This window comes from Daejeonella sp. H1SJ63 (assembly GCF_029360775.1).
Lineage (GTDB): Bacteria > Bacteroidota > Bacteroidia > Sphingobacteriales > Sphingobacteriaceae > Daejeonella.
In genome coordinates, this window is sequence record NZ_JARKMZ010000002.1 from 126407 (window position 1) to 153134 (window position 26728).

Consider the following 26728-nt stretch of genomic DNA (forward strand, 5'->3'; position numbering starts at 1 on the left):
CAAAAAACAAATGATCTACAAATGGAAAACTATTTACAAATAACTGATCATTGGGTGACAATAGTTTCCGGGACATTTACTATCATCTTGACATTAATTGCGACTTGGCTCGCGTGGAAAACATTTTATTTATCCCAAAAAGACCAACAAAAGACAATAGCCATTAATGAGCTTAGGACACAGACCAAGCATCTAGAAGATCTATTGTTATATCAAATCCAACCTCGATTTACAACAGAAATGAGATCGAGTGACTATATGGACATAGTTAATATTGGAGGGGACTGTTACAATTTACAAATTACCTCAGAAGAAGAAACATTTGGTAAACATGGAAATCCATTTGAAAAAATGGACAATTTTTTTTCTTCATCAACAAAAAGGGCAATAAATTATTCAATACATGGAGACAGAAATTTCATATTTACATTCGAGGACAAGTTTGGGAATAAAATGAGACAAACTCTCCATACATCCAAAAGAAAGTTCTCGAATCTTGAAATTTTAAAATGAAAGCACAAAACGCTAACAAGGGGTTTGCAATAACCGACACCTGAACATGGCAAAGCTAGGATCCTGGCGAAAATATCTCAAGCCCTTGGACTAAATTTGATTTGGTTGAAGCCTGTTTTTTTATCAATACGCTAACAACTAATCGGCCAATTACGAGATTGTTTATTTTAGATTACCGGAACTTTTATTTTCATGAAAACAATTATCTTGGGTGAGAGAAATTTGTCCAATTTGAGCAACAACTGATTATAGTCGCCAACAGTTACTTGCTCTACTAACTCAACCTAAATCAAAAACCTCTTAACCCCCTTCTCTCATAAATCCCAAACAAAATGATCAGACCCTACATTTTAGCAGAAACAAACTGGAAATCTGTAAAAGATTCAAATTATGACCTGGCAATCCTTCCCTGGGGGGCTACAGAAGCGCATAATTATCATTTACCCTATTCGACGGATGTGATTGAGGCAGACCATATCGCTGCTGAATCTGCCAGGATTGCCTGGGAAAGTGGTGCGAAGATCATTGTTTTGCCTACCATCCCTTTTGGAGTTAATACTGGTCAGGCGGATATAAAATTGGATTTAAATATTTATCCAAGTACCCAGCTGGCAATTTTATGTGACCTCATTGAGGTGCTTCAAAGGTCGAATATTTTTAAGCTTTTGATTTTGAATGGTCATGGGGGAAATGATTTTAGAACAATGATCAGAGAGTTGGGACTAAAATACCCAAAGATGTTTCTTAGCACCTGCAATTGGTTTCAGGCCGTAGACAAAATGGAATTCTTTGAACATGATGGAGACCATGCAGACGAAATGGAAACAAGCCTGATTTTACACCTGGCTCCGGATTTAATGCGTCCTTTAGATGAGGCAGGAGATGGGAAAGAAAAAAAGCATAAAATTAAAGAGTTTTCAGAAGGTTGGGCATGGGCAGAACGCAAATGGTCGCAGATTACGAAAGATACAGGAGTAGGAAACCCCGAATTAGCCACGAAGGAAAAAGGAGAGAAGTATTTTAAGGCGGTAACTGCAAAAATTTCGAAGTTCCTTGTCGAATTGTCGAAGGCGGATGTGAATGATCTGTATGAAGATTAGCTTGAAAAGCCGAATAAATTCTATTTAGAGGATACTATCCTCCCCCTAACCCCCTCTGAGAGGGGGACGGTATGTCGCCTATTTTCCTGCTTAATACAGATTTCATTTTTACTTCAGGTTCCTAGGCGTTATGCTGTCTCCCGCCGGCGGGAGAATCAAAGAGGGTGGATGGCGCATAATTTAGTTTTCTTACTCAACATATCTACCAGCACGTTGATTCAATTGGATCCAGCGGATTTTGGAACCTCCTTTACCTATTCTTACACCCTACCGCAAGCAACATAATCCTGCAAAGAGAACAATCCTGCCTTCAACATCATATGGATTTTATATCTTCATAACTCTAATGAACTACCGGATCTGATAATGAAAAGTCAAAAACCTATTTTTTTGAGGATATATTCATTCAAAATCATTTGTCTGATGCTACTTTTAGGTAGTACGGCAATAGCCTTTGCCGAAAGGAAAGTAAATCATAGAATCCTCAATACAACTATACAATCAGACACTGCAAAACGAAAGGCTGATCTGAACAGGATTTTGAAGGTCTTGCCGGAAGATCGTATCTCTAATGGCAGACTTTCTTTTCAGGATGAAACATTTAAAGACTGGTTAAAAAGAACCGGAGAGCTGCCACCTGATTTTGATCGGATGCCATCCATACCTTTTCTTCCGGATCCTCTTATGGAAGACGAGGGTGGCAAAAATATTCCGATTAGCTCGGCTGGACAGTGGAATAAGAAACGTCAGTGGATGAAGGAGCAGTTGGAATATTACATTACCGGAACCTATCCGAAATCTCCGGGTCCTTTTAAGGTAAAGGTTCTCAGCGAAAAAATTGAAGGATCAACAACTCTGCGTACAGTCGAGCTTTCATTCGGTCCGCAGGAACAGGCTAAACTGACTATTGAATTAATGATTCCACAGGGCAAAGGCCCTTTTCCGGTGTTTATGGCTCAGTGGAATCACAGAGGCTGGGCACAAATTGCAGTAAGAAGGGGTTATATGGCCTGTGTTTATGCAGCATCGGATGCGAAGGACGATACTGAGAAATATGCTGAAATATGGTCTGAGAAGTATGATTTCACCCGTCTGATGCGGAGGGCTTTTGGAACTTTCAGAGCTGTCGATTATTTGTACAGCCTTCCGATGGTGGACAAAGAAAAAATTGCTTTGACCGGTCATTCCAGAAACGGCAAGCTGGCGCTGATGGCTGCTGCATTTGATGAGCGTATTAAGGCGGTTATTCCCAGTAGTGGGGGTTCGGGAGCAGAAGTTCCCTGGCGATATGCCACTCAGCAATACGATGTGGAGGATATCGCCCTCTTATCTGCTGCACAACCGGCCTGGCTGCATCCACGTTTACGGTTTTTTATTGGAAGGGAAAATAAGCTTCCGGTGGATCAGAACCATTTTATGGCACTGATAGCACCCAGGGCACTGATGCTGAGTACTGCAAAGAATGAGGGAGCAAGCAATCCATGGGGCATTGAGCAGGCATACAGTTCTGCACAAAAGGTTTATAAGTTCCTTAATGCACCAAATAATCTGGCCATACGAATCCGGGAAGGAGAACATGGTACACATGCAGAAGACATTGAAGCCTATATCGATTTCTTTGATTATGTGTTTAAGCGCAGCAAGCATAAGCCGGAAAACAAACTGTTGTACAATTATTCCTTTGAACGCTGGAAGGAGCAGGTTAAGGAGCATATCAATCCATTGGATTATCCTTCTAAATTGGCGAATGTAGGGGCCTTGTTCAGTGGGAAAGATCCTTCAAAGCAAAATTTGGAGTCAGGGAAGTTGGCATTAAGAAAGCAATTGAAATGGATACTGGGTGATGAGCCTCCCGGCTTAACTAACCCCGGTCCGCAAAGTCTGGAGAACGGCGGTGCAGGGGAGGATTATTTTGGGACTGTTCTGAAACGACCGACGGTAACTCCAAGAATGGGGCGCATGGCGATTACCCCTTATAAAGAGTTTGGCGATTACCTGTATGGCTATGTGTACTATCCTAAGGATAAATCAGGAAATATAAAGTCCGGTAAACTGCCGGCTTTGATTTATCTGCATGAATATGATTATTCAAAGGGTCTTTCATCCTACCATAATCTGCAATCCTTCTTTGAGGGAATGACGGATCTGGGCTATGTCGTTTTTTCCTATGATATGATCGGTTTCGGCAATCGTATTGAAGAAGGAACACACTTTTATGAACGCTATCCGCATTGGTCGAAAATGGGAAAAATGGTGGCAGATGTCAGGGGAGCAGTGGATGCACTCACCCGAATGGATTTTGTGGATCAGACAAAGATCTTTGCGGGAGGTTATGCCTTAGGAGCCACGGTCAGTCTGTATACTGCTGCATTGGATGAAAGAATTGCCGGAGTGATTTCTGTGAACGGGTTTAGTCCACTGCGCTCCGCAAGCTTTGACAAGGGCCTGGAAGGTATAAAAGCATTTTCTCATTTGCATGGTTTGATCCCGCGACTTGGTTTCTTTGTTGGTCATGAGGACCGTATTCCTTATGATTATGATGAAATTATAGGAGCTATCGCTCCGCGACCGGTATTGCTGATTGCTCCCCAACTGGATCATACTGCTAATCTTCAGGATATCAGAACATCTGTTGCTGAAGCCGGAAAAACGTACAAATTGTCAGGAGCTTCTGATCAGCTTATACTGAATACCCCCGATGATTTTAACAGGTTCAGCACAGAGATGCAGAAAACTATTTATGATTGGGTTGCCCGTCAACATGAAATACAGCTCCGGGTAAAATAAACCTTGCCGGAGGAGGTAGCTTCCGGCTATAATTAATTTGAATCTGAACGATATTTTTTGCCGGAACTACTCCGGAGGAAAGGGCTGAACCATCCTATAGAACACAGGTATTGCTTTTCAAAAGCAAATGATTATGATTTCTGAGTATTATCTGACTATTTATAACCCTGTTAAATCAACCATAATTTAGAAATAGAGGAATACTGCATCATGCTTCAACACTCCGTTTTCTAAATAAATTTCCCTTCCCAATTCAAAGCAATTTGCTTCATACCCTAAAGAAGGGTAGTTTTGCGGCTTAATATAGAATTATGAGTATTGAAAGAGGACCGATTTCTCAATTTATTGAAAAAAATTACCTGCATTTTAATTCTGCCGCTCTGGTAGATGCAGCAAAAGGATACGAAACCCATCTGGATGAAGGGGGTAAAATGATGATCACCCTTGCAGGCGCTATGAGTACTGCTGAACTGGGCATTTCCCTGGCAGAAATGATCAGACAGGATAAAGTTTCTATCATTTCCTGTACAGGTGCAAACCTTGAGGAGGACATCATGAACCTTGTAGCTCATTCGCATTATAAGCGCGTCCCTCATTACCGCGATCTTAGTCCGCAGGATGAGTGGGATCTGCTCGAGAATCATTATAACCGTGTTACTGATACCTGCATTCCCGAAGAGGAAGCTTTCAGGAGATTGCAGAAACATATCCATAAGCTCTGGAAGGATGCCGATAATGTAGGAGAGCGTTATTTTCCTCATGAGTTTATGTATAAGATGCTTCTAAGTGGTGTACTTGAGCAGTATTATGAAATTGATCCGAAAAATTCCTGGATGCTGGCAGCTGCAGAGAAAAACCTGCCTATTGTTGTTCCGGGATGGGAAGACTCAACCATGGGTAATATTTTTGCTTCTTATGTGATGAAGCAGGAGCTGAAAGCAACTACTATGAAGAGTGGAATTGAATATATGGGCTGGCTCGCTGATTGGTATATTGCGAATTCAGGCGGTAAAGGAGTTGGCTTTTTCCAGATTGGCGGAGGTATTGCCGGAGATTTCCCTATTTGTGTTGTGCCAATGCTTTACCAGGATATGGAAATGGAAAATATTCCTTTCTGGAGCTATTTCTGTCAGATTTCAGATTCTACAACTTCCTATGGTTCTTATTCAGGAGCTGTTCCGAATGAGAAAATTACCTGGGGCAAACTGGATATTCATACACCGAAGTTTATTGTCGAATCAGATGCTACAATTGTTGCACCGCTCATCTTTGCATGGGTGTTGAAGCAATAGTAAATCTTTTGACTGATGGAAATGTCTGAATTGCCGAAAAATCAATACAAAGTGTCAAAAAGCTGAAAAGAATTCAGATACAGAGGGTTACGGCTTAATTTAGAATGATTATAAATTGATAAAATAGGTCATGTTAATGTCATGTATAATTTTATAAAGCATACTTTTGTCAACTGAAAATATTGATGGGCAGATTCTGTCAAGTTTTTAATTATACGTTTCAAATTTTAAGAATTAAATACTCAATATGAGAAGCATCTCATTGTTTTTTAGAAATGTTGCAAAATCACTGATACTGGTTTCTTTCCTGAGTTCGGCAGCTGTTTCATCGGCCAGTGCTCAGGATGCTAAAGCCGGTGCGGCGATTTTTAAGCAAAAATGTACCGCTTGCCATGCCATTGATAAAGCGGTAGTTGGTCCGGCCCTTAAAGGCGTAGACACAAAGTATGATGAAGCCTGGTTGGTCAAATGGGTCAAAAATGCTCCGTCTTTAATTGCTTCAGGCGATGCTCAGGCAGTTAAAGCAGCCGGGTTTTCTCCTGCGATGATGTCAGCTTTCCCTGAGCTTTCAGACGATGATGTAAAAAACATTATTGCTTATGTAAAGGTTGGTGATGTGAAGCCTGCGGCAGCAGCAGGTGCAGCCGGAGCTGCAGCAGAAGGAGCGGCCGCTTCAGAGCAGGGGGTTAGTAACTTCATGCTTTTTGGCTTGCTTGCTGTTATCATTATTGCTTTCATTGTAATTCTTGTTTTAAACCGTGTGATCTCAACTCTGGAGCGTGTAATGCTGCAGAAAAAAGGAATCGCTGTTGAAGATGAGGAGGCTGAAAGCGCAGATCGTTTTGCAGGATTAAAGAAGTTATCCAAGAACAAAAAGTTCATTCTGTTTATTGTACTTCTATGTATCATTTTCCTTGGCTCTGCCGGATGGAAAGGTATGTGGGAAACAGGCGTTCACACTGGCTATCAGCCGGTTCAGCCAATCAAGTTTTCGCACCAGTTACACGCAGGGGTTAACAAAATTGACTGTCAGTACTGCCATTCAGGTGCAGCTACCTCTAAGAATGCTTCAATTCCATCTTTAAATGTTTGTATGAACTGCCATAACTATGTTACGGCTTCTGAAAAATATGATGGAAAGACCTCTCCTGAGATCATGAAAATTTATTCTGCTCTTGATTACAATGAAGAAACCAAGCAGTATGGAAACAATACTAAGCCGGTAGAATGGATCAGAATCCATAATCTTCCTGATCTGGCTTATTTCAACCACTCACAGCACGTTTCAGTTGCAGGTATCGAATGTCAGAAATGTCACGGTCCGATTCAGACCATGGAAGAGGTATACCAATATTCACCACTTACCATGAAATGGTGTATTAATTGCCATAAACAAACTGAAGTTAATCATAAGGATAACCCTTACTATGACAAACTTATCGCAGCACATGATAAGCTGAAAAAGGGTGAGAAAGTTACAGCTGCCGTTTTAGGTGGTTTGGAGTGTGCGAAGTGCCACTATTAATTAGAATAATTTTAAGATAACATACGTATACAGTTATATAGCTTAAATGGAAAGCAATAAAAAATACTGGAAAGGTTTAGAAGAGCTGCAGAACACCAAAGATTTTGTTGAAAAGAACAAAAACGAGTTCGCTGAACCAATTCCAATGGAAGAAGTTCTGAATGAGGCAGGTTTAAGTACCGTAGCCCCTCGCCGCGACTTTTTAAAAGCGCTTGGTTTTGGTTTAGGTGCAGTAACTCTCGCTGCTTGTCAGAAAACCCCTGTTCACAAATCAATTCCTTACCTGATTAAACCTGAAGAAATAGTTCCGGGTATTCCTAACTATTATACTTCAACTTATAACGGTAACAGCATATTAGTTAAAACCCGCGAAGGTCGTCCGATTAAGATTGAAGGAAATCCAAACTGTATTATCAGTAAAGGAAGTATGGATGCAAAGGGTCAGGCTTCAGTCCTTGATCTTTATGATGTTTCCAAACTGAAATCACCTGTGCTGAATGATTCAGAAGTTAGCTGGGATAAGGTTGATGAATTTGTAAAAGGAGAACTACAGAAAGTTAAAGCAGGGGGAAAGGGTATCCGTATCGTATCTTCTACTATTAACAGTCCTTCTGCAAAAGCAGCTATTGCTGATTTTACTGCTCAGTATCCGTCTGCCAGACTTGTTCAGGTAGATGCTGTTTCCTATACAGGTATAATTAAAGCTAATGAAAACAGTTTCGGGAAGGCAGTACTTCCAAGATATCGTTTTGACAGAGCTGATCTGATTGTAAGTTTTGGTGCAGATTTTCTGGGTACCTGGATTTCACCACTTGAATTCAGTCGCGCTTATGTTTCGAAAAGAAATAATGCTGCTCTGGAAAGCAAGAAGATGTCGCGCCATATTCAGTTTGAGGCCGGAATGAGTGTTACCGGTACCAACGCTGATACCCGTCTTCCTTTGAAACCATCTGAAGAGGGTATTGCATTATTAAACTTATATGCGGCATTGGGTGGTGTTGTAACTGGTAATAAACCTCTTGCAAATAATCCGAATGCTGATAAAGCTATCGCAATTGCTGCAAAAGAGCTTCTTGCTGCAAAAGGACGTTCTTTAGTTGTTAGTGGTTCTAACGATGTTTCAGTTCAGATCCTTGTAAATGCCATCAACTCACTTATCGGAAGTTATGGTACTACAATTGATCTTGATAATCCTTCTTACCAATACCAGGGAAATGATGCTGACTTTGTTTCATTAATTAATGAAATGAATCGTGGCGAAGTTGATGCGGTATTCTTCCTGAATACAAATCCGGCTTACGAGTATGCTGATTCAAAAGCATTTACAGATGCGCTGGCAAAAGTGAAACTGCGTGTTTCCTTTGCTGACCGTAAGGATGAAACTTCATCATTATGTCAGGTTATTGCTCCAAATCTTCATTTTCTGGAGTCATGGGGTGATTCAAATCCTGTAGAAGGTTATTATACCATTGCACAGCCAACCATTAATCCTGTTTATAATTCACGAAGTGCAGAACAGGGATTATTAATCTGGTCTGAGAATCCGGTTACCGATTATTATCAGTATGTTCAGAATACTTGGGCAAAATCAATTTTGCCTCAGGCCGGTATCAGCTGGAAAGAATTACTTCAGAAAGGTTCAGTTACATTACCTGAGCGTTCTGCCGGAGCATATACTTTTTCCCGTGAATTAAATTCGGTAGTACAGACTATTATCGCTGAGAGCAATAATCTTGCAAAAGCTGGTGATAATGCTGTGGAACTTCATGTTTATCAGAATGTAGCTATTGGTGATGGTAAATCAGCCAATAACCCATGGTTGCAGGAGCTACCTGATCCGGTATCAAAGGTAACCTGGGATAACTTCGCTGCTATCAGTCCGAAATATGCCGAAAAACTTGGAATTTCTGAAAGAGATATGGTAGAAATTAAGGCTGATAAATACAGTGTTATTTTACCGGTATTACTTCAGCCTGGTCAGGCATTCGGAACTGTTTCTGTTGCTCTTGGATATGGCAGGACCAAGGCAGGTAAAGCAGGTTCTGAAGTAGGTAAGAATGCTTATCCATTCCTTCGTCTGGTAAATGCTACATTACAAAATACTTCTGCTGCAAGCATCAGTAAGGCCTCAGGTACTTATGAGCTTGCCCAAACTCAAACTCACCACTCAATTGAAGGCAGAAATATTGTTCGCGAAACAACTCTTAAGAACTATCTGAAGGATCCTAATTCAGGAACAGGCCATGCTCATGTTAACAAATATGATTTGTGGAATGAATATGAAAGGCCTGGTCACAATTGGGTTATGGCTATTGATCTGAATGCATGTACCGGATGTGGTGCTTGTGTGGTAGCTTGTAATGCAGAAAATAATATTCCGGTAGTAGGACGCGATGAGGTTCGCCGTCGTCGTGAAATGCACTGGATCAGAATTGACCGTTATTATTCAATCAATGATAAAGGGAACTCTGTAACCAAAGAGAAAGAAATCGAGAAGCTTGAGAATATGGATAATGTGTCTGTAATACATCAGCCAATGATGTGTCAGCACTGCGACCATGCTCCTTGTGAAACTGTTTGTCCTGTTCTGGCAACTGTTCACTCATCCGAAGGTTTAAACCAAATGGCATACAACCGTTGTATAGGAACACGTTATTGTGCAAATAACTGTCCGTATAAAGTGCGTCGCTTCAATTGGTTTAACTACTGGAATGATTCTCGTTTTGATAATTACCTGAACAACGAGTTTACTCAGCTGGTTCTAAACCCTGATGTTACAACCCGTTCAAGAGGGGTAATGGAAAAATGTTCAATGTGTGTTCAGCGGATTCAGGCTGGAAAACTCCAGGCTAAATTAGAGAAACGTACATTGAAAGACGGTGATGTTAAAGTTGCCTGTCAGCAAACATGTCCAACAAATGCTATCATCTTTGGTGATGCAAATGATCCGGAATCAGCAGTGTCTAAAGCACTGAAGAGTGAGCGTACATTCTATGTACTGGAAGAGATCAATGTAAAACCAGGTGTTGGATATCAAACAAAAGTTAGAAATACTGTAGAGGTTTAATACAAGAAATTTAATAAAGATATGTCATCTCATCACGAGTCTATACTTAGAGAACCCTTAGTAACCGGTGAAAATATTACCTACTCCAGGGTCACCGAAGAAATATTGGTTCCTGTAGAAAATAAACCAAATAAAGCCTGGTGGATAGGCTTCATTGTATCTGTACTTGGTGCGGGACTTTGGGTATTTGCTGTTAGCTGGACCTTCTGGTTCGGTATCGGTGAATGGGGATTAAATAAAACTGTTGGCTGGGCATGGGATATTACCGGTTTCGTATGGTGGGTAGGTATCGGTCATGCCGGAACTCTTATCTCAGCGGTATTATTACTGTTCAGACAAAACTGGCGGAATTCCATTAACCGTTCGGCAGAAGCAATGACCATTTTTGCCGTTATCTGTGCTGCCACTTATATTATTTCTCACATGGGTCGTCCATGGTTATTTACCTGGGCGCTTCCCCTGCCAAATCAGTTCGGGTCATTATGGGTGAACTTTAACTCACCATTGGTATGGGACGTATTCGCGATCTCAACTTATTTCTCGGTTTCTTTAGTATTCTGGTATACAGGTTTACTTCCTGATATCGCAACTATCCGCGACCGTGCAAAAGGTACCCGCCGCCGTGTTTATTCTATTTTATCTTTCGGATGGAATGGATCTGTTAAAACCTGGCAGCGTTTTGAATTGGTTTCGTTAATCCTTGCAGGTGTTTCTACCCCTCTGGTACTTTCTGTACACACGATCGTATCTATGGACTTTGCAACTTCAGTTATTCCGGGATGGCATACAACCATTTTCCCTCCATACTTTGTTGCAGGTGCGATCTTCTCAGGATTTGCAATGGTTCAGACTTTATTGCTGGTAACACGTAAAGTAATGAATTTCGAAAACTACATTACGATGTTCCATATTGAGTCGATGAATAAGATTATCATCGTTACCGGTTCTATCGTGGGTGTGGCTTACCTTACTGAGTTATTCATTGCCTGGTATTCTGGTGTTGAATACGAGCAATATGCATTCTTAAACAGGGTGAGTGGTCCGTATGCCTGGGCTTACTGGATCATGATGACCTGTAACGTGATCTCTCCCCAGTTATTCTGGTTCAAGAAGATCCGTACAAGCATTGCTATTTCATGGATATTATCTATTGTAGTAAACATCGGTATGTGGTTTGAGCGTTTCGTAATTATCGTTACCTCACTTCACCGTGATTATCTTACTTCAAGCTGGGTTATGTTCTACCCAACCTGGGTTGATGTGGCTATATTCATTGGATCAATAGGTGTATTCTTTACCTTATTCCTTCTGTTCCTGCGATTCTTACCTGCTATTGCAATGGCTGAGGTTAAATTATTGCTGAAGAGCTCAAGTGATCAGGCTAAGCAAAAACTGATCCGCGAAAAAGCAGTAGATCAAGTTCATGCTGAATATTATCTGGAATCTCTGGAAAAATATGATAGTGTTTCACCTAAAGTTGCTGAATTCCAAAAAGTTTAAAGATGAGTAATATAAAATATATTTTAGGCCATTTTGAAGATCCGGACGATCTGATGCATGGAATAGATAAGCTTCAGGAGAATAATGTAGATATTTATGATGTCTATACTCCTATGCCTATTCACGGTATTGAAGATAAATTAGGTATCAAACGTTCGCGTTTGGGTAAAGTAGCTTTTGGCTTCGGTATGACCGGTACAATAACAGCCATCTCGATGATTACCTATATGCTGGTTATAGACTGGCCTATGAATATCGGAGGAAAGCCTCATTTTGCATTCCCTGATTTTATTCCGATCATGTTCGAGTTAACTGTCCTTTTCGCTGCCTTTGGAATGGTAGGGACCTATTTCTTTGCTAACCATTTAGCTCCGGGGCGTGCTCCCAGAGTGATGGACCTGAGAGCTACAAATGACAGGTTTGTTATTGCAATTGATGCAAAGACCAATACAGCACATGACCAAATTGACAACATTTTAAAAGAAGCCGGTGCTGTTGAAGTAAAGCACAACGAAAGGAAATATGTTAGTTATGAATAAGCTCCTAATAATTTGTACCGTTTTCTTAACTGTTGCAGCTGCTTCAGTTATTTCATCCTGTTCAGATAACAGAAGTACCGGGTTAGAGTTTGCCCGTAATATGTATGATCCGATTGCTTATAACCCGGATCAGGCCAATAAAAACTTTAAAGACGGTAAAACAGCTCAAACTCCTCCTGCCGGAACTATGCCTGTAGGATTTGATAAAATTGATGCTTATCCGAATACTCCTGAAGGTTATCAGTCTGCAGGAGCATCTTTAAGCAATCCGCTTCCTGTAAGTGTTAAAACATTGGAAGAAGGTAAGTCTCTTTATTTAACAATGTGTTCTCATTGCCACGGACTTGAAGGAAAGGGTGATGGTTCTATAGTAAAACTTGGTAAGTTCCCGGCTCCTCCATCTTATGGAACAGGTAACTCTTCAAGAGGTGGATTAATGAAGGATCTTACAGATGGTAAGATTTACCATACAATCACTTATGGTGTTAACTTAATGGGTTCGCATAAATCTCAATTATCTCCTGCTCAAAGGTGGAAAATTGTTATGTACGTTCACGAATTACAAAAATTACAATAGTCAATTGCTAAAACCAGATGGGAAATCATAATCATACTCATAATTTCACTGAACAATTCGAATTTTCGGGAAAATTAAAAACCTGGACTTTAATAGCAATGGTGGTTGGAATTCTTGCTATAGCCTTCGGTTTACTTACAGGTCAGCAGGAGCGTACTTACGCCAATCTGCTTTTAATGGCTTATTATTTTACTTGTGTATGTGCAGCGGCTTTGTTCTTTATAGCACTGCAGTATGTTGCACAGGCTGGTTGGGCCATAGGTCTGATTAGAATACCTCAAGCTATGTCAAGAGTTTTGCCAATTGCAGCGCTGGTTCTTGTAATCGTTAGTGCTTCAGGTTTATTAACTCATAACTTATATCATCACTGGAATGCTGAAGGTTTGTCAGATCCCGCAAGCCCGCACTATGATAAAATCATTGCAGGCAAGTCAGGTTTTCTGAATGTTCCTTTCTTTTTAGCCAGATTGGTAATATTCCTTGGAGTTTACTCTTACTTTGCCTCCTTATTTGCAAAATACGCAGAGCGTGAAGAGATGGAAGGCGGATTGGTATTCTACGATAAGAGTTTTAAATGGTCATCTCTATTTCTGGTGATTTTTGGATTCACTACTCCAATCTGGGCTTTTGATACAATCATGTCGCTTGAGGCGCATTGGTTCTCTACCATGTTTGGATGGTATAACTTTGCTGCAATGTGGGTGAGCGGAATTTGTACAATCACACTGATCGTTATCCTTATGAAAAAAGCAGGATACCTTTCATGGGTTAATGAAAACCACCTTCACGATTTGGGAAAATTCATTTTCGCTTTCTCAATATTCTGGACTTATGTTTGGTTCTCTCAGTTTCTGTTAATTTATTATGCAAACATGCCTGAAGAAACAGTTTATTTCTACAAGCGCTGGGAGCCTGAATATCTTCCATGGTTTTGGTTGAATATCATCATCAACTTTGTTGCACCATTGCTTATTCTGATGGCAAGAGATTCAAAACGCCAGATGAACAGATTAATGGTAGTTTGTATCATTCTTCTATGTGGACACTGGCTTGATTACTATATGATGATCATGCCGGGTACAGTTGAGTCACACAGAGGTTTTGGAATAATTGAAATAGGAGTAGCGGTAGGTTTTGTAGGATTGTTTACCTACTTAACACTTAACCAGCTAAGTAAAAGATCTTTGGTGTCTAAAAATCATCCGTTCCTGGAAGAGAGTATTAACCACCAGATTTAATCACAGTTCTTAATAGCAAAAAGAAAATACTACGAATAAAATGAGGTTAAGAGAAATTTTTAATATCAGAACTGTAGCTGCACTGCTTACTATATGCACGCTGACTGCACAGGCAGGTAAATTGTTTGCCCAGACGCAGGATTCTACAGTTAGCTCTACAACAGCTGTAATTGATACAGCTATTAAAGCTTCCGAAGCCCTTGCTCCATCGTCTTCACCACTGATCAGCACTGCAGTTGATACTGTAGAGTACTATAAGAACAGACAGCCGCTTGAAGCAGTAACAACAGACTTTGCCGCTGCTTACAAATCAGGTACTTATTACCTGCTTATGTTCATTCTTATTTGCATATTCATTGCAGTTATCGGCAAGATACTGAAGGTGTATGAGTTAAGTAAGGAAATGCAGGGTAAAAAGACCGGCTCAGATGGAAGAAGAATCCATGGTGTTCTGTTTGGAATATTCCTTCTTTTTGGTCTTTACGGAGTTTACTGGTCTTACTCTGTTCAGGGCCCGATGAGTATGCACGAATCAGCATCAGTTCACGGACTTGATATTGACTTTATGTTTAAAGTTACCCTGATTCTGACAACAATTGTTTTTGTTCTAACACACATTGCCTTGTTCGGATTTACTTTCAAGTACAGAGGTTCTGAAAACAGAAAGGCATACTTCTATCCGCACAACAATGCTTTGGAAAGAATCTGGACTATTATTCCTGCTATAGCTTTAACAATTCTGGTATTGTTAGGATTCTTTACCTGGAGAGGTATTACCAATGTTTCTCCTGAGGATCAGAAGAAAGCAATCAGTGTTGAAGTAACTGCAGAGCAGTTTAAATGGACTCTGCGTTATGCCGGTGCTGATAATCAGGTTGGTAAGCGTAATTATAAATTAACTACTCCAACTAATGGTCTTGGTATTGATTTCAAAGATCAAAAAAGCTGGGATGATAAATTGGTGAGTGAGATAGTACTTCCGGTTAACAGACCGGTAAGGTTTACCATTAACTCAAAAGATGTATTGCACAGTTTCTATCTTCCTGATTTCAGGGCTCAGATGAACGCTGTTCCTGGTATGCCAACTCATTTCCAGTTTACTCCTCGTTTAACTACTGCACAGGCAAGGGAAGAACGTAATAATCCTGAATATGATTATGTACTTCTTTGTGCTAAAATTTGTGGAGCCGGACACTACAACATGCAGGTTAAAGTTACTGTAGTTTCAGAAGCTGAATATACCGCATGGTTGGCTAAACAGCCACTTTACTACAACGACGATGTAAAGAAAGAGCTTCAGCTTGCAGATAACAGCAAGACCGGAGAGAATAATACTATTGCTTTAAATTCTAATACTATCATAAAATAATTATGGCAAGCACTGCATTACACGATACAGCCGTACTTCACCACGACGATCACGGTCATGATCACGGACATCATAAAGAAACATTTTTAACTAAATATATCTTTAGCCAGGATCATAAAATGATCGCAAAGCAATTCCTGATTACAGGGATTATTATGGCTGTTGTTGCTATGATATTATCTATCCTGTTCAGGTTACAATTAGCCTGGCCGGATAAAAGTTTCCCGCTTTTAGAGACTTTTTTAGGCCCTAAATGGGCAGAAGGTGGCCGGATTAAACCTGATTTTTATCTTGCTATCGTAACAATACACGGTACAATGATGGTATTCTTTGTATTGACTGCCGGACTTAGCGGTACTTTTAGTAACCTGCTGATTCCTTTGCAGTTAGGCGCAAGGGATATGGCTTCACCATTTCTGAACATGATTTCATACTGGTTGTTCCTTACTTCCTGTGTAATTATGATGTGCTCTTTCTTTGTTGAGAGCGGACCTGCAAGTTCAGGCTGGACGGTTTATCCTCCGTTATCTGCCTTACCTAAAGCAATCAGCGGTTCAGGAACAGGTATGACATTATGGTTAATCAGTATGGTATTATTCGTTGCATCTTCTCTGATTGGTGCCCTGAACTATATTTCTACCATTCTTAATATGCGTACCAATGGAATGGACATGTGGAAAATGCCTTTAACAATCTGGGCATTCTTCTTAACAGCTATCGTGGGTGTGTTGTCATTCCCTGTACTGGTTTCTGCAGTAGTACTTCTGATCTTCGATCGTAGCTTTGGAACCAGTTTCTACTTATCAGATATTGTTGTTGCCGGACAGATTCTTCCAAATCAGGGAGGTAGCCCGGTATTATGGCAGCACTTATTCTGGTTCCTTGGTCACCCTGAGGTTTACATTGTAATTATGCCTGCTTTGGGTATTACTTCTGAAGTTATTGCTACTAATTCAAGGAAACCAATTTTCGGTTACCATGCAATGGTTTACTCGCTGATTGGTATTACAGTATTGTCATTTATCGTATGGGGACACCATATGTTTGTGACAGGAATGAATCCTTTCCTTGGTGGTGTATTTATGATCACTACCTTGATTATTGCAGTACCTTCTGCCGTAAAGACATTCAACTATCTGGCAACTATCTGGCGTGGTAATCTTCGCTTTACTCCTGCTATGTTGTTTGCAATAGGTTTAGTTTCTTTCTTCATCTCTGGAGGTCTAACAGGTTTATTCCTTGGAAATGCTGCTTTGGACATTAACCTGCATGATACATACTTTGTTGTTGCTCACTTCCACCTTGTAATGGGTTGTGCAGCTATTTTTGGGATGTTATGTGGTGTTTATCACTGGTATCCTAAGATGTTTGGACGTATGTTGGATGAGCGTTTAGGTTATCTTCACTTCTGGTTAACATTTATCGGAGCTTATCTGGTATTCTTCCCAATGCACTTTATGGGTATTGATGGTGTGCCACGTCGTTACTATGCATTCACTGAATTTGCATTTATGCAAGAGTGGTTAACAGTTAACGTATTTGTAACCTGGGCAGCTATTATTTCTGCACTTGCTCAGGTAGCATTCCTTTGGAACTTCTTTTATTCTATTTTCTACGGGAAAAAGGCTACTCAGAATCCTTGGCATTCGAACACTCTGGAATGGACAGCGCCTGTTGAGCATATTCATGGTAACTGGCCGGGAGAGATTCCTTCGGTTTATCGTTGGCCATATGATTACAGTAAGCCTGGTCATCATACAGACTTTATTCCTCAGACAACTCCGTTCTCTGAGACAATGAGTTCAAATCTCCATCATGATTTTGAAGACAATCCTGAAGCTGTTAGAATTCAGGAGGAATGGGAGAAAGCAAATCCATCCCAGACCAGAGCTTCAGAGCATGTTTAATTAAAATATAAATAACAGGCAGGCAGTATTAAAAGTACTGCCTGCTTGATTAATAGAGGTACCTGATCTCTGTAGCCGGATATAATGTTCGGAAGAACTCTTTAAATATTCTTACAGTGATCCATTCTTTTCTCTTTTGATGTTCTGGGAGTTTTGAATTGAATGGTACAATTTTAGGATTGGGAATTTTTTAGCTTAAACATTTTAATTGTTATCCTTAATATGTTTAAGGAATTGTTTATAGAATATCATTTGTGACTCAATCGCTGAGATATAAGACATTAGATACTGCTTAAAACATTTTTCATTGTAATTTTGCACCTTCTTGTGCATTTCAACTTAAGATGTTTTGCCTGAGCTAAAGAAATAAACAAAATGCTTTTGCTAAACAAGTAATCAGGCATTTATTGATATAGAATAAAGGTGAGGAATTTCATATCCGACTTCAATAAATTAATCAAGTTAAGACTAACCCTTACAGTAGTTTTTTCGGCTTCTATCTGTTTTTTAATGGGAAGCAGGATACAGGGGGATATTAACTGGATTAACTGGATTATACTTACAGTTGGAGGCTTCCTCGTAACCGGTGCTGCAAATGGTTTTAATGAGATCATTGAAAAGGATCTCGACAGATTAATGAAACGCACAATGGACAGGCCAATACCTTCAGGTAAGATGACAACCGGACAAGCCCTTGTTCTTAGTCTGATTATGGGTATTTCGGGTACAATGCTTTTAGTAAGGCTTAATTTCCCTACCGGTGTTCTGGCTGTATTCTCGATATTCTTATATGCTTTTGTATATACACCAATGAAGCGTAAATCACCTATAGCTGTCTTTATAGGGGCTTTTCCAGGTGCTTTGCCACCACTAATTGGTTATTTTGCGGCATTCAATGAGCCAAGGATTTCATGGATTCCTGTCATATTGTTTTTGATTCAGTTTGTCTGGCAGTTTCCGCATTTCTGGGCAATTGCCTGGGTATTGGATGAGGATTATAAGCGCGCAGGTTTTCGCTTGCTCCCAACAACCTTTCAGGACAAAACAAGTGCAGTTCTTACCTTTGTCTCAACCATAATTTTAATACCGGTAAGTTTGATGCCTACTTATCTGTTTAATCCTTCAGGACAAGCTTTTGGAGGAACTATTTATATGATTGTAGTATCAGGAATGGGTTTATATTTTGCTTTGCAAGCCTATAAATTATTGAAATCGCGGGATGTGCCATCAGCAAAGCGCTTAATGTATGCATCATTTTTCTACCTTCCGGTATTACAGCTAACCCTATTGTTTGATTTTATTGCATAATAAACAGCTATGGAAACTGAAAATATTCTTACTGAAGACAAACAGAATTTAAAAGCTAAAAAGTTTTTAATGTGGCTTTTTATCATTTCATCATTTATGATGTTTGCAGCATTAACCAGTGGTTTTATTGTTTATACTGAGGGGAATGTTGAACGTGGGATCAAGGTATTACTGCCCAAAGCATTTATGTACAGTACAATGCTTATTATATTAAGCAGTATCACTGTTCATCTGGCTCAGGATTCTGCCAGAAAGTTGCAATTCGATAAGCAAAAGCTGTACATACTTGTAACAATATTGTTGGCTGCGGGTTTCTTCTACAGCCAGATTACTGCATGGAAAGTTCTTTATGAGTCGGGGGCATATTTTGTAAACTATAATGCCTCACAGTCATTTATTTATGTATTTACTGGAGCCCATTTGCTACATATTTTAATGGGGGTATTTTTCCTGATTTATGCATTTTTAGGTAAACTGAGGAATATTTCTCAGGCGCGTAATCTGTTCAGGATGGAAGTTGCTTCCATTTTTTGGCATTTTATAGATATCCTATGGATTTATCTATATGTTTTCTTACTTTTGAATCAATAACAAATCATAATACTGTCATTTAAATGAGTACTACTGTATCAAAACTTGATGAAATAAAAACTGACGCCTGGAGTGGCGGAAAGTCACCTTTTGCTGTAGAATATGGAAAAATCATGATGTGGTTTTTCTTATTATCTGATGCATTCACATTCTCTGCATTTCTGATTTATTACGGAGCTCAGCGTTTCAGTAAAATCAGCTGGCCTGATCCGGATGTAGTATTCCAGTCAATCCCCGGGATTGCTGATCATGGATTCCCTCTTGTTTTTGTGGGTATCATGACCTTTATTCTGATCATGAGTTCTGTAACTATGGTACTTGCTGTTGAGGCTGGTCACCGTAATTCTAAAAAAGAAGTTGTATGGTGGATGATCGCTACGATTGTCGGAGGATTTATGTTCCTTGGTTGCCAGGCTCTTGAGTGGTCTCACCTTCATCATGAAGGATACTGGTGGGGAAGTTTCCCGGCTTCATATACCGGTGTTGATACCGTTGGTGCCTTACAGTTTTCCAACCTTTTCTTTACAATTACAGGATTTCACGGATTCCACGTATTTACGGGAGTACTGATCAATATAATCATCTTATTAATGGTTATTAGTAATGTTTTCCAGAAAAGCGGATCTTACCTGATGGTTGAAAAAGTTGGCCTTTACTGGCACTTCGTTGACCTTGTTTGGGTATTCGTTTTCACATTTTTCTATTTAGTTTAATATTCTGATTATCTCATAAAATGTCAGCAGAACACACACACGAAGAACATGCTCATGAGCATGAAGGAATGACCAAATCAAAGATCTGGCAGGTTTTCTTTTACCTTTTAGGAATTACCACTGTAGAATTTTTCATAGCTCTTTATATGATTCCGAAAGGATTGATTGGGCATGGAATTGGTAATTTTGCGTACATCATTTTAACACTTGTTAAAGCTTATTATATTGTTGCATATTTTATGCACCTGAAATTTGAAAAATATGCGTTTAAAACAGGTATAGTTTTATCTCTGATTTTCATCGTTTATTTTATCATCTTAATGTTAACTGAAGGATCTTATCAGTTCCTTCATGTAAATTAATGAGTTCAACCTCATTCAAGATAAAAAAGATCCTGGTACTGTTGATATTACTTGCAGTACCGGGAACTTTATATTACCTCCTCAAAGAAAAAGGTCAGAATCGCTACAGACCTCTCCCTATTTATGGGAATAAGCAAGTTGCTAATACTTTTCATACCCGATTTGGTAAAAAGATTCCTGATACTATTTATCATGTAATAAGGGATTTTAAATCTCTTAATCAAAATGCCGATTCGGTAAAGTTTCCTGCTGATAGTAATCAGATCACTGTTTTTAATTTCTTTTACACACGTTGTCCTTCGGCATGTACAGCAATGAACAGGGAAATGGAAAAGGTAGCGGGACAATATGCCAATAACAGGTTAATGAGATTTATTTCCATTAGTGTTGATCCTGAATACGACAATCCTGAAGTGCTGTCTAAATACAGTAAACAGTTTACTGCAATCAACAAAAAGTGGGATTTTGTTAGTGCTGATAAGGACTTAGTGTTTTCAATGGCAAGAGAAGACTTCCTGGTTGATGCTATAGCTGATACGTCTCAAAAGCTTAATATTATTCATAGCCCTATGCTTATCCTCGTTGACCCTCAAAAAAGGATAAGAGGGTATTATGATTCCAGCAGAGGGAATGAGCAAACTGCACTTCTGATTGATGAAATAAAGGTTCTTATAACAGAGGAGCTTAGGAACGTAAAAGACCGTTAAAATAAATTCTGATTTCTCTGCGTTATTATTTTTTATGAACGATAAACTTACTTCACGCATTATCACAATAATTTCAATAGTAGTATTAATTGTTGTAGTAGTATTACAATCTAAAATTCTGAATGTTTTTCCTGATAAAGGATCCATTCCATCCTGGGTATTTTCGCTTCCAAAATTGAATGCAATTCTTAATGGAACTTGCAGCGTTTTGCTTTTGCTCTCTCTCTATTTTATAAAGAAGAAGAATATTCAGGCACATAAAAAGGTAAATATTTTAACATTTATACTCTCTTCACTTTTTCTTGTATCCTATATCATTTTTCACGCTACCGGTATAAAAACTACTTATGGTGGTGAGGGTAGCATTCGTATAGTCTATTATTTCATCCTGATCACTCACATCATACTTGCAGCTATAGTGCTTCCATTAGTATTGTTCAGTTTTCAAAAAGGAATTCAGATGCAGGTTGAGAGTCATAAGAAGCTTGTACGCTGGACTTATCCGATATGGTTGTATGTTACCATTACCGGTGTGATTGTCTATGTGATGATCTCGCCCTATTATAGTTTTTGATCAGAGTTTTAAGCCGGAAGAGCAGAATGAAATTCCGATTGCCCGTTATTGATATGTTTAATTATCGTAAATAGCGTATCTTTGTGCCATGAGATCTCTTAAAGTCTTTTTTGTAAGTTTATTATTGATCTTTTTCTCTCTGAGCTACCCGGAAGTAGCTGCTCAATGTTCAATGTGTACATTAAATGCTGAAAATTCTGTTCAGAATGGCAATACTGAAGGGAATGGATTAAATAATGGTATACTTTATCTTTTGGCAGCTCCTTATCTGGCAATAGCAGGTGTTGGCTTTCTTTGGTATAAGAAGTACAGACGTAAGAATGTCAATATGAATGTCAGAGGTGGTAAGATTAATCTGAATTAGAATTTCTATTTCAGAAGTTTTTCGTTCCTGTTATTAAAAAAATTATCAATGGCTAAGACTTCCGTGCTATCCGCTGTTCTGCAATCCAAATGCCCAAGATGCAGAAGGGGCAAAATTTTTTCTGGCTCACTTTACGGGTTTAATTTCCAGAATACTAATGATAACTGCTCACATTGTAATATGAAATTTGAGATTGAGCCGGGCTATTTTTACGGAGCAATGTATGTTAGTTATGCCTTTGTAGTTGGCGAAATGCTTACTATAGGTCTTTTAACATATCTCATAACAGGTAATGATACCTCGCCATGGCTCTATATTGGAGTAATTTTGTCAGCAGTATTAATACTCAGCCCTATTAATTATCGTTATTCCAGAGTGTTGCTTCTTCATTTTCTGACACCTAAAGTGAAATATAATCCGGAATACGATACAGATGATAAAGGTAGAAACATTTGATTTTTTAAATGACCTTGCTTGTAATAATGAGCGTAACTGGTTTCATCTGAATAAAGCAAGACATGATGCTGCACGTAAAGATGTACTGAATTTTACTGCTGAGCTGATACAGCATCTTTCCCAAATAGATCCCTTAATTCCAGAGAGTCTTGATCCCGGAAACTGTGTCATGAGAATTTATCGTGATATACGCTTCAGTAAGGATAAAACGCCCTATAAAGAGAATTTTGGCGCCGGTATCAGTCCCAATGGTAAAAATTTTATTGGCCCGGGATATTACCTGCACATTCAGCCGGATAAATGTTTTATAGCCGGAGGTTGCTGGATGCCTGAGCCTGAATTACTTCGTTCAATCAGGCAGGAGATCGACTATAATGGAGCAGATCTTCATACAATTATTGATAATTCAGCTTTTAAAGGATATTATGGTGTACCCGAAAGCGATTATAAACTCAAAACAGCTCCAAAAGGATATGACGCTGATCATCCTGATGTTGAATTACTGAAACTGAAAAGTTTTACGTTCAGCCATAAGTTAAGTGATAAGATTTTGATGAGTCCGGATGCCATTAAAGAAGTTGTAAATGGCTTTCAGATATTACATCCGTTTATTGCATTTTTGAGAAATGCTGTTTCCTAAACTGATTTCTATGAAGAGCCTTTTTGCGCCTGTATTTATTGTTTTAATTACCAGTTTCAGTTCATGTGTAATTACTTCACCTAAGAAGTATAATGCCCTGCTGGCACAAAAAGATTCACTTTCACTTGGCTGGGAAGCTGCCAGAGTGAAGATAGAATCTCTGGAACAGGAAATTGCAAAACTGAAGACTGATACTTCAGTACTAAGCGCCCGAATTTCTGATCTCAGTTCCATGATAAAGAAACTGGATGACAGCTATACTTCACTGCGTTCAAACACATCATCAGAAATCACTAAATTATCTGCAGACCTGCAAAGAAGAGAAGCGCGCTTGAAAGAGGTAGAGGATATTTTGAAAAAGAGAGATGAAGCAACCAATGCACTTAAGAATAAATTGCAAAAGGCACTGCTTGGCTTTCAGCAAAGCGGACTTAGTGTGGATATCAGAAACGGGAAAGTATATGTTTCTCTGACTGATAAATTATTGTTCAGCAGTGGCAGCATTATAATTGATGATAAAGGGAAACTCGCGCTACAGGAACTTGCCAAAGTGCTTAAGACACAACCTGAAATTAATATTTCTGTTGAAGGACATACTGATAATCAGAAAGTGGTAAACCTTGGACAGATAAAGGATAACTGGGACCTGAGTGTTTTACGTGCAACCTCGGTTGTAAGATATCTTACTGAAACTGAGAAAATAGAGAACAGTCGTCTTACGGCAACGGGAAAAGGGGAGTTCCAGCCTGTTGAAGAAGGGACAAGCCCCGAAGTCAGAAGCCGTAACCGGAGGATTGAGATCGTTCTTTCTCCTAAACTTGATGAGCTTTACAATCTGATCAAATAAGAGGCCGGTCAGAAAGGACTTTTAACCTCGCTGAATAAAGGTAAAACTTTGTCTTTTTCTGATAGGATAACCTCATCAGGACTGATACCCCAGTTAATATTCAGCTCAGGATCGTTCCACATTACTCCTATCTCGGATGTTTTGTTATATAGTCCTCCGGATACCTTGTAGGTAAATATCGTATTGTCTTCAAGAGTAACGAAGCCATGTAAGAAGCCGGGAGGGACCCAAAGCATTCGATGATTTTCGCCACTTAATTCGATGGCAACATGCTCGCCGTATGTGTCAGAATCTTTTCGGAAATCAACAGCAACGTCAATAACTTTTCCGTTAATAACCCTTACAAGCTTTCCCTGCGCAAATGGTGGGGTTTGGGCATGCAATCCTCTTAAGGTTCCTTTCTGTGACAGGGATTGATTGTCCTGAACGAAGCTGGCCTGAATGCCTGCTTCGTCAAATGATCGCTTGCTGTAACTTTCATAGAAGTATCCGCGCTCATCCTTCCAGATCTTTGGTTCAACAATGTAAAGATCTTTTATTTTGGTTTCTATAAAGTTCATGGCTTGTCTATAAATTCCATGCTGGTAGCAAACAGAACAAACTTATTCAGAAATTGTTCCGGAAAATCTGATTGTATAGCATCAGCGTGTTTTTGCTGATATTCATTTATCTGTTCTAAGGTATCTGCAATGTACTGAACACAATAGGTCACTCCTTCATTTGGAGAATCAAGAACCTTAAGCAAACGGTTTGAGATAAAGTATCCGGTGTTCATCACATTGGGGATATGCTCAGATCTCATCCAGTTCAACCATTCATTATGAATACTTTCGTCCAGAATTATGGTGACATTATATAAAATCATGCTGCGAATATAGGAATAGCTTTTAATATCTGCGGTTTAGCCTAATTTGTCGCCGCGCAGTTGCCGGAATCTTTTTCTGGCCTCAATCACAAAAATGCTGCCGGGATAATCACTTATAATTTTCTGAAAAAGTTCGCGGGCCTTTTCAGGCTGCTCCAGCCGGGTCTCATAAATATCCGCAAGCATGAATATTGCATCATCTCCCCAAAGTTCAGTGCTGTAATTATCAAGAATCTCCTGAAGTTCAGCAACTGCCTTTTGCAGTTCATTATTTTTAATGAATATTCTTGCTTTGGCCATTAATACATCGTCTGCAAGAGAGTTATTAGGGAATATTATATGCAGACTATCCAGTGATTTTATTGCGGCCTCGGATTCATTTTTTAAGATGAACAGATCAGCCTTTGCATATTTTATAAGTGCTGCAGTGTCTGTTTCATTTTGCAGGTTATCAGAAATAAGCAGACTGAGATCGAGTGCATCATTTGCAATCAGTTGCGATGTTGAGCTTTTTAAGACATCCAGCTGAGCCTTCGACCATGTAAAGTCGCCCTGGAAGTAAGCAAGTTTCGCATTTTTAAAGCGAGCTTCCTGACCAAGTATGTCATTTGTAAAAGCTTTTTCAACCTGACTATACAATAAAGCGGCCTCCCACATTTCTTCGCTAATCAGGTAGATATCAGCAAGTTCTGTTTTGGCTTCGCCAATAACGAGTGGAGGGATGCCATTCAGTTCAATTAGTTTTTGGAGCTGTTCTGCTGCTTCTTTGGGCTTATTCAGATAATAAGCCTGCAGCTTTGCAAGCTGTCTGATTGCGAAGGTAGTTCCTGCATTTCGTCCAAATTCATTTAATAATGACAGATAATCGCCCTCAAGTTTTTCCAGATCGGGTTTACTTAATTTTACTGATTTAAGCTGCTGAGCTCTGACATTTAGGAGGTCAACTCTTGCAGGGATGTAGTATCTGCCCTGTTGCCCTTTAGCCTTTAGATAGTTCAGAACCTCAATGGCCTGCTCATAAGCCTGATTTGCAATCAGAAGTCTGGATAATTCATAGATTCTCCCCCCGTCTTCTTTTAATCTGCGATCAAGAGCCAGGCTTTGCCGTACAGCCATATCAAAATCTTTTTGCTGTACATATTGCCAGGTTAAAAACTCAGTCATAACCACATTCTGCGGATCTTTCTGAAGCTTTCTTAAAATAGCAGATTTCAGGATGTCATAATCATTTCTGTCTTCAAGGATGCCGCCAAGCACATTTTGAGCCTGTTGTAGCGTCTGAGGATTGATACCTAAAAGCAGAATGTACTCCTGAATCAGCATGGTTTTATCTTTCCTGAACCTGTACAGGCTCAGAAGATCGTAGATAAAGGCATTTTCATTATTAACCAGTTTTCTGCCGGTAATCAGGGTCTTTATTGAAAAATCATAGGCTTCAGCACGGTAAAAAGTAATTGCCAGATCTTTGACAGCGAATTCATTTGCAGGCAGGTTTCGAATCAAATTGTTAAACCATTCTGAAGATTTAGATTCTTCACCCTTTTCCAGATAAACCCGTCCTATATCAACACTATAGGTAAACACTTCAGGATGGCTTTTCATCTGAGTCCGGGCCAGCTTTTCGGCCTCATTGTATTGCCTTGTTTTTAGCAGGCTATTGAAGTATGGATCGTAAAAACTTAAATTTTTAGTACTGTTGAATAATTTCTCATAAATGACAGCAGCTTTTTCGAAATCACCGGTCTGATAGTACTGAACGGCCAGAGCTTCTTCTGTACTTAACTGAGCTTTTGTGCTTAGTGATGTCATAACTATGAAAAGAAATAAAAGAGTTTTTTTCATAAGTATGCGTTTATTAAAGTTGCCATATCCATAAAGTTAATGCTA

Annotated in this window: 25 protein-coding genes; 22 read left to right on the top strand and 3 right to left on the bottom strand. The window is 39.4% G+C overall.

What is annotated here, in order from left to right:
* Positions 1-21 precede the first annotated feature (21 nt).
* The 22 genes from P2W72_RS01425 (at position 22) to P2W72_RS01530 (ending at position 23976) form a co-directional block, all read left to right on the top strand.
* On the top strand, positions 22-513 hold the full coding sequence (locus P2W72_RS01425; RefSeq protein WP_276359076.1) for a hypothetical protein: 492 nt from the start codon (positions 22-24) through the stop codon (positions 511-513).
* Between the two features lie 332 nt (positions 514-845).
* Entirely contained in the window at positions 846-1613 is a 768-nt protein-coding gene (locus P2W72_RS01430; protein WP_276359078.1) for a creatininase family protein, read from the top strand.
* Positions 1614-2036: 423 nt separating this feature from the next.
* Positions 2037-4400, top strand: a complete 2364-nt coding sequence (locus P2W72_RS01435) for an acetylxylan esterase (RefSeq protein ID WP_276359079.1) — start codon at positions 2037-2039, stop codon at positions 4398-4400.
* Between the two features lie 311 nt (positions 4401-4711).
* Positions 4712-5692 carry a deoxyhypusine synthase family protein gene (locus P2W72_RS01440; RefSeq protein WP_276359080.1) on the top strand — a complete coding sequence of 327 codons (981 nt, stop codon included), beginning with the start codon at positions 4712-4714 and terminating at the stop codon, positions 5690-5692.
* A 247-nt stretch (positions 5693-5939) separates the two neighbouring features.
* Positions 5940-7217: a cytochrome c3 family protein gene (locus P2W72_RS01445; RefSeq protein ID WP_276359081.1), complete on the top strand. Its 1278-nt coding sequence runs from the start codon at positions 5940-5942 to the stop codon at positions 7215-7217.
* Positions 7218-7263: 46 nt separating this feature from the next.
* Complete coding sequence (locus P2W72_RS01450; RefSeq protein ID WP_276359082.1) at positions 7264-10284, top strand: TAT-variant-translocated molybdopterin oxidoreductase; 3021 nt, start codon at positions 7264-7266, stop codon at positions 10282-10284.
* A gap of 21 nt (positions 10285-10305) precedes the next feature.
* Positions 10306-11784, top strand: coding sequence for an NrfD/PsrC family molybdoenzyme membrane anchor subunit (gene nrfD / locus P2W72_RS01455; RefSeq protein ID WP_276359083.1), 1479 nt, complete (start codon positions 10306-10308; stop codon positions 11782-11784).
* Positions 11785-11786: 2 nt separating this feature from the next.
* Positions 11787-12323, top strand: a complete 537-nt coding sequence (locus P2W72_RS01460; RefSeq protein ID WP_276359084.1) for a DUF3341 domain-containing protein — start codon at positions 11787-11789, stop codon at positions 12321-12323.
* Positions 12307-12900: a cytochrome c gene (locus P2W72_RS01465; RefSeq protein ID WP_276359085.1), complete on the top strand. Its 594-nt coding sequence runs from the start codon at positions 12307-12309 to the stop codon at positions 12898-12900. Before P2W72_RS01460 ends, P2W72_RS01465 begins: the two co-directional genes overlap by 17 nt.
* A 17-nt stretch (positions 12901-12917) precedes the next feature.
* Positions 12918-14138: a quinol:cytochrome C oxidoreductase gene (locus P2W72_RS01470; RefSeq protein WP_276359086.1), complete on the top strand. Its 1221-nt coding sequence runs from the start codon at positions 12918-12920 to the stop codon at positions 14136-14138.
* Between the two features lie 40 nt (positions 14139-14178).
* A complete protein-coding gene (locus tag P2W72_RS01475; protein WP_276359087.1) occupies positions 14179-15507 on the top strand; it encodes a cytochrome c oxidase subunit II in 1329 nt (442 codons plus the stop codon).
* 2 nt (positions 15508-15509) lie between these two features.
* The gene (locus P2W72_RS01480; protein WP_276359088.1) at positions 15510-17414 is read left to right on the top strand and encodes a cbb3-type cytochrome c oxidase subunit I; all 1905 of its coding nucleotides are present in this window, start codon (positions 15510-15512) and stop codon (positions 17412-17414) included.
* Between the two features lie 423 nt (positions 17415-17837).
* Positions 17838-18722: a heme o synthase gene (gene cyoE / locus P2W72_RS01485; protein WP_276359089.1), complete on the top strand. Its 885-nt coding sequence runs from the start codon at positions 17838-17840 to the stop codon at positions 18720-18722.
* A 9-nt stretch (positions 18723-18731) separates the two neighbouring features.
* Positions 18732-19313 carry a cytochrome c oxidase subunit 3 gene (locus P2W72_RS01490; protein ID WP_276359090.1) on the top strand — a complete coding sequence of 194 codons (582 nt, stop codon included), beginning with the start codon at positions 18732-18734 and terminating at the stop codon, positions 19311-19313.
* A 23-nt stretch (positions 19314-19336) separates the two neighbouring features.
* Positions 19337-20026: a cytochrome c oxidase subunit 3 gene (locus P2W72_RS01495; protein ID WP_276359091.1), complete on the top strand. Its 690-nt coding sequence runs from the start codon at positions 19337-19339 to the stop codon at positions 20024-20026.
* 20 nt (positions 20027-20046) lie between these two features.
* Complete coding sequence (locus P2W72_RS01500) at positions 20047-20388, top strand: cytochrome C oxidase subunit IV family protein (RefSeq protein ID WP_276359092.1); 342 nt, start codon at positions 20047-20049, stop codon at positions 20386-20388.
* The gene (locus P2W72_RS01505; protein WP_276359093.1) at positions 20388-21095 is read left to right on the top strand and encodes an SCO family protein; all 708 of its coding nucleotides are present in this window, start codon (positions 20388-20390) and stop codon (positions 21093-21095) included. The genes P2W72_RS01500 and P2W72_RS01505 overlap by 1 nt, the downstream gene beginning before the upstream one ends.
* Positions 21096-21129: 34 nt before the next feature.
* Positions 21130-21669 (top strand): DUF420 domain-containing protein, encoded by a 540-nt coding sequence (locus tag P2W72_RS01510; RefSeq protein WP_276359094.1) that lies wholly within the window; start codon positions 21130-21132, stop codon positions 21667-21669.
* A gap of 88 nt (positions 21670-21757) precedes the next feature.
* Entirely contained in the window at positions 21758-22033 is a 276-nt protein-coding gene (locus tag P2W72_RS01515; protein ID WP_276359095.1) for a hypothetical protein, read from the top strand.
* A gap of 48 nt (positions 22034-22081) precedes the next feature.
* On the top strand, positions 22082-22489 hold the full coding sequence (locus tag P2W72_RS01520) for a DUF983 domain-containing protein (RefSeq protein WP_276359096.1): 408 nt from the start codon (positions 22082-22084) through the stop codon (positions 22487-22489).
* Entirely contained in the window at positions 22467-23129 is a 663-nt protein-coding gene (locus P2W72_RS01525; RefSeq protein ID WP_276359097.1) for a DUF2461 domain-containing protein, read from the top strand. The genes P2W72_RS01520 and P2W72_RS01525 overlap by 23 nt, the downstream gene beginning before the upstream one ends.
* A gap of 10 nt (positions 23130-23139) precedes the next feature.
* Positions 23140-23976, top strand: a complete 837-nt coding sequence (locus P2W72_RS01530) for an OmpA family protein (RefSeq protein ID WP_276359098.1) — start codon at positions 23140-23142, stop codon at positions 23974-23976.
* An 8-nt stretch (positions 23977-23984) separates the two neighbouring features.
* On the opposite strand, the gene rfbC is transcribed toward P2W72_RS01530, so the two are convergent.
* Genes rfbC through P2W72_RS01545 form a run of 3 tightly spaced genes read right to left on the bottom strand, consistent with a single transcriptional unit; the run spans position 23985 to position 26683 of the window.
* Complete coding sequence (rfbC, locus tag P2W72_RS01535; protein ID WP_276359099.1) at positions 23985-24536, bottom strand: dTDP-4-dehydrorhamnose 3,5-epimerase; 552 nt, start codon at positions 24534-24536, stop codon at positions 23985-23987.
* Positions 24533-24841 carry a DUF4286 family protein gene (locus P2W72_RS01540; protein WP_276359100.1) on the bottom strand — a complete coding sequence of 103 codons (309 nt, stop codon included), beginning with the start codon at positions 24839-24841 and terminating at the stop codon, positions 24533-24535. Before P2W72_RS01540 ends, rfbC begins: the two co-directional genes overlap by 4 nt.
* Positions 24842-24877: 36 nt before the next feature.
* Positions 24878-26683 (bottom strand): tetratricopeptide repeat protein, encoded by a 1806-nt coding sequence (locus tag P2W72_RS01545; protein WP_276359101.1) that lies wholly within the window; start codon positions 26681-26683, stop codon positions 24878-24880.
* Positions 26684-26728 lie beyond the last annotated feature (45 nt).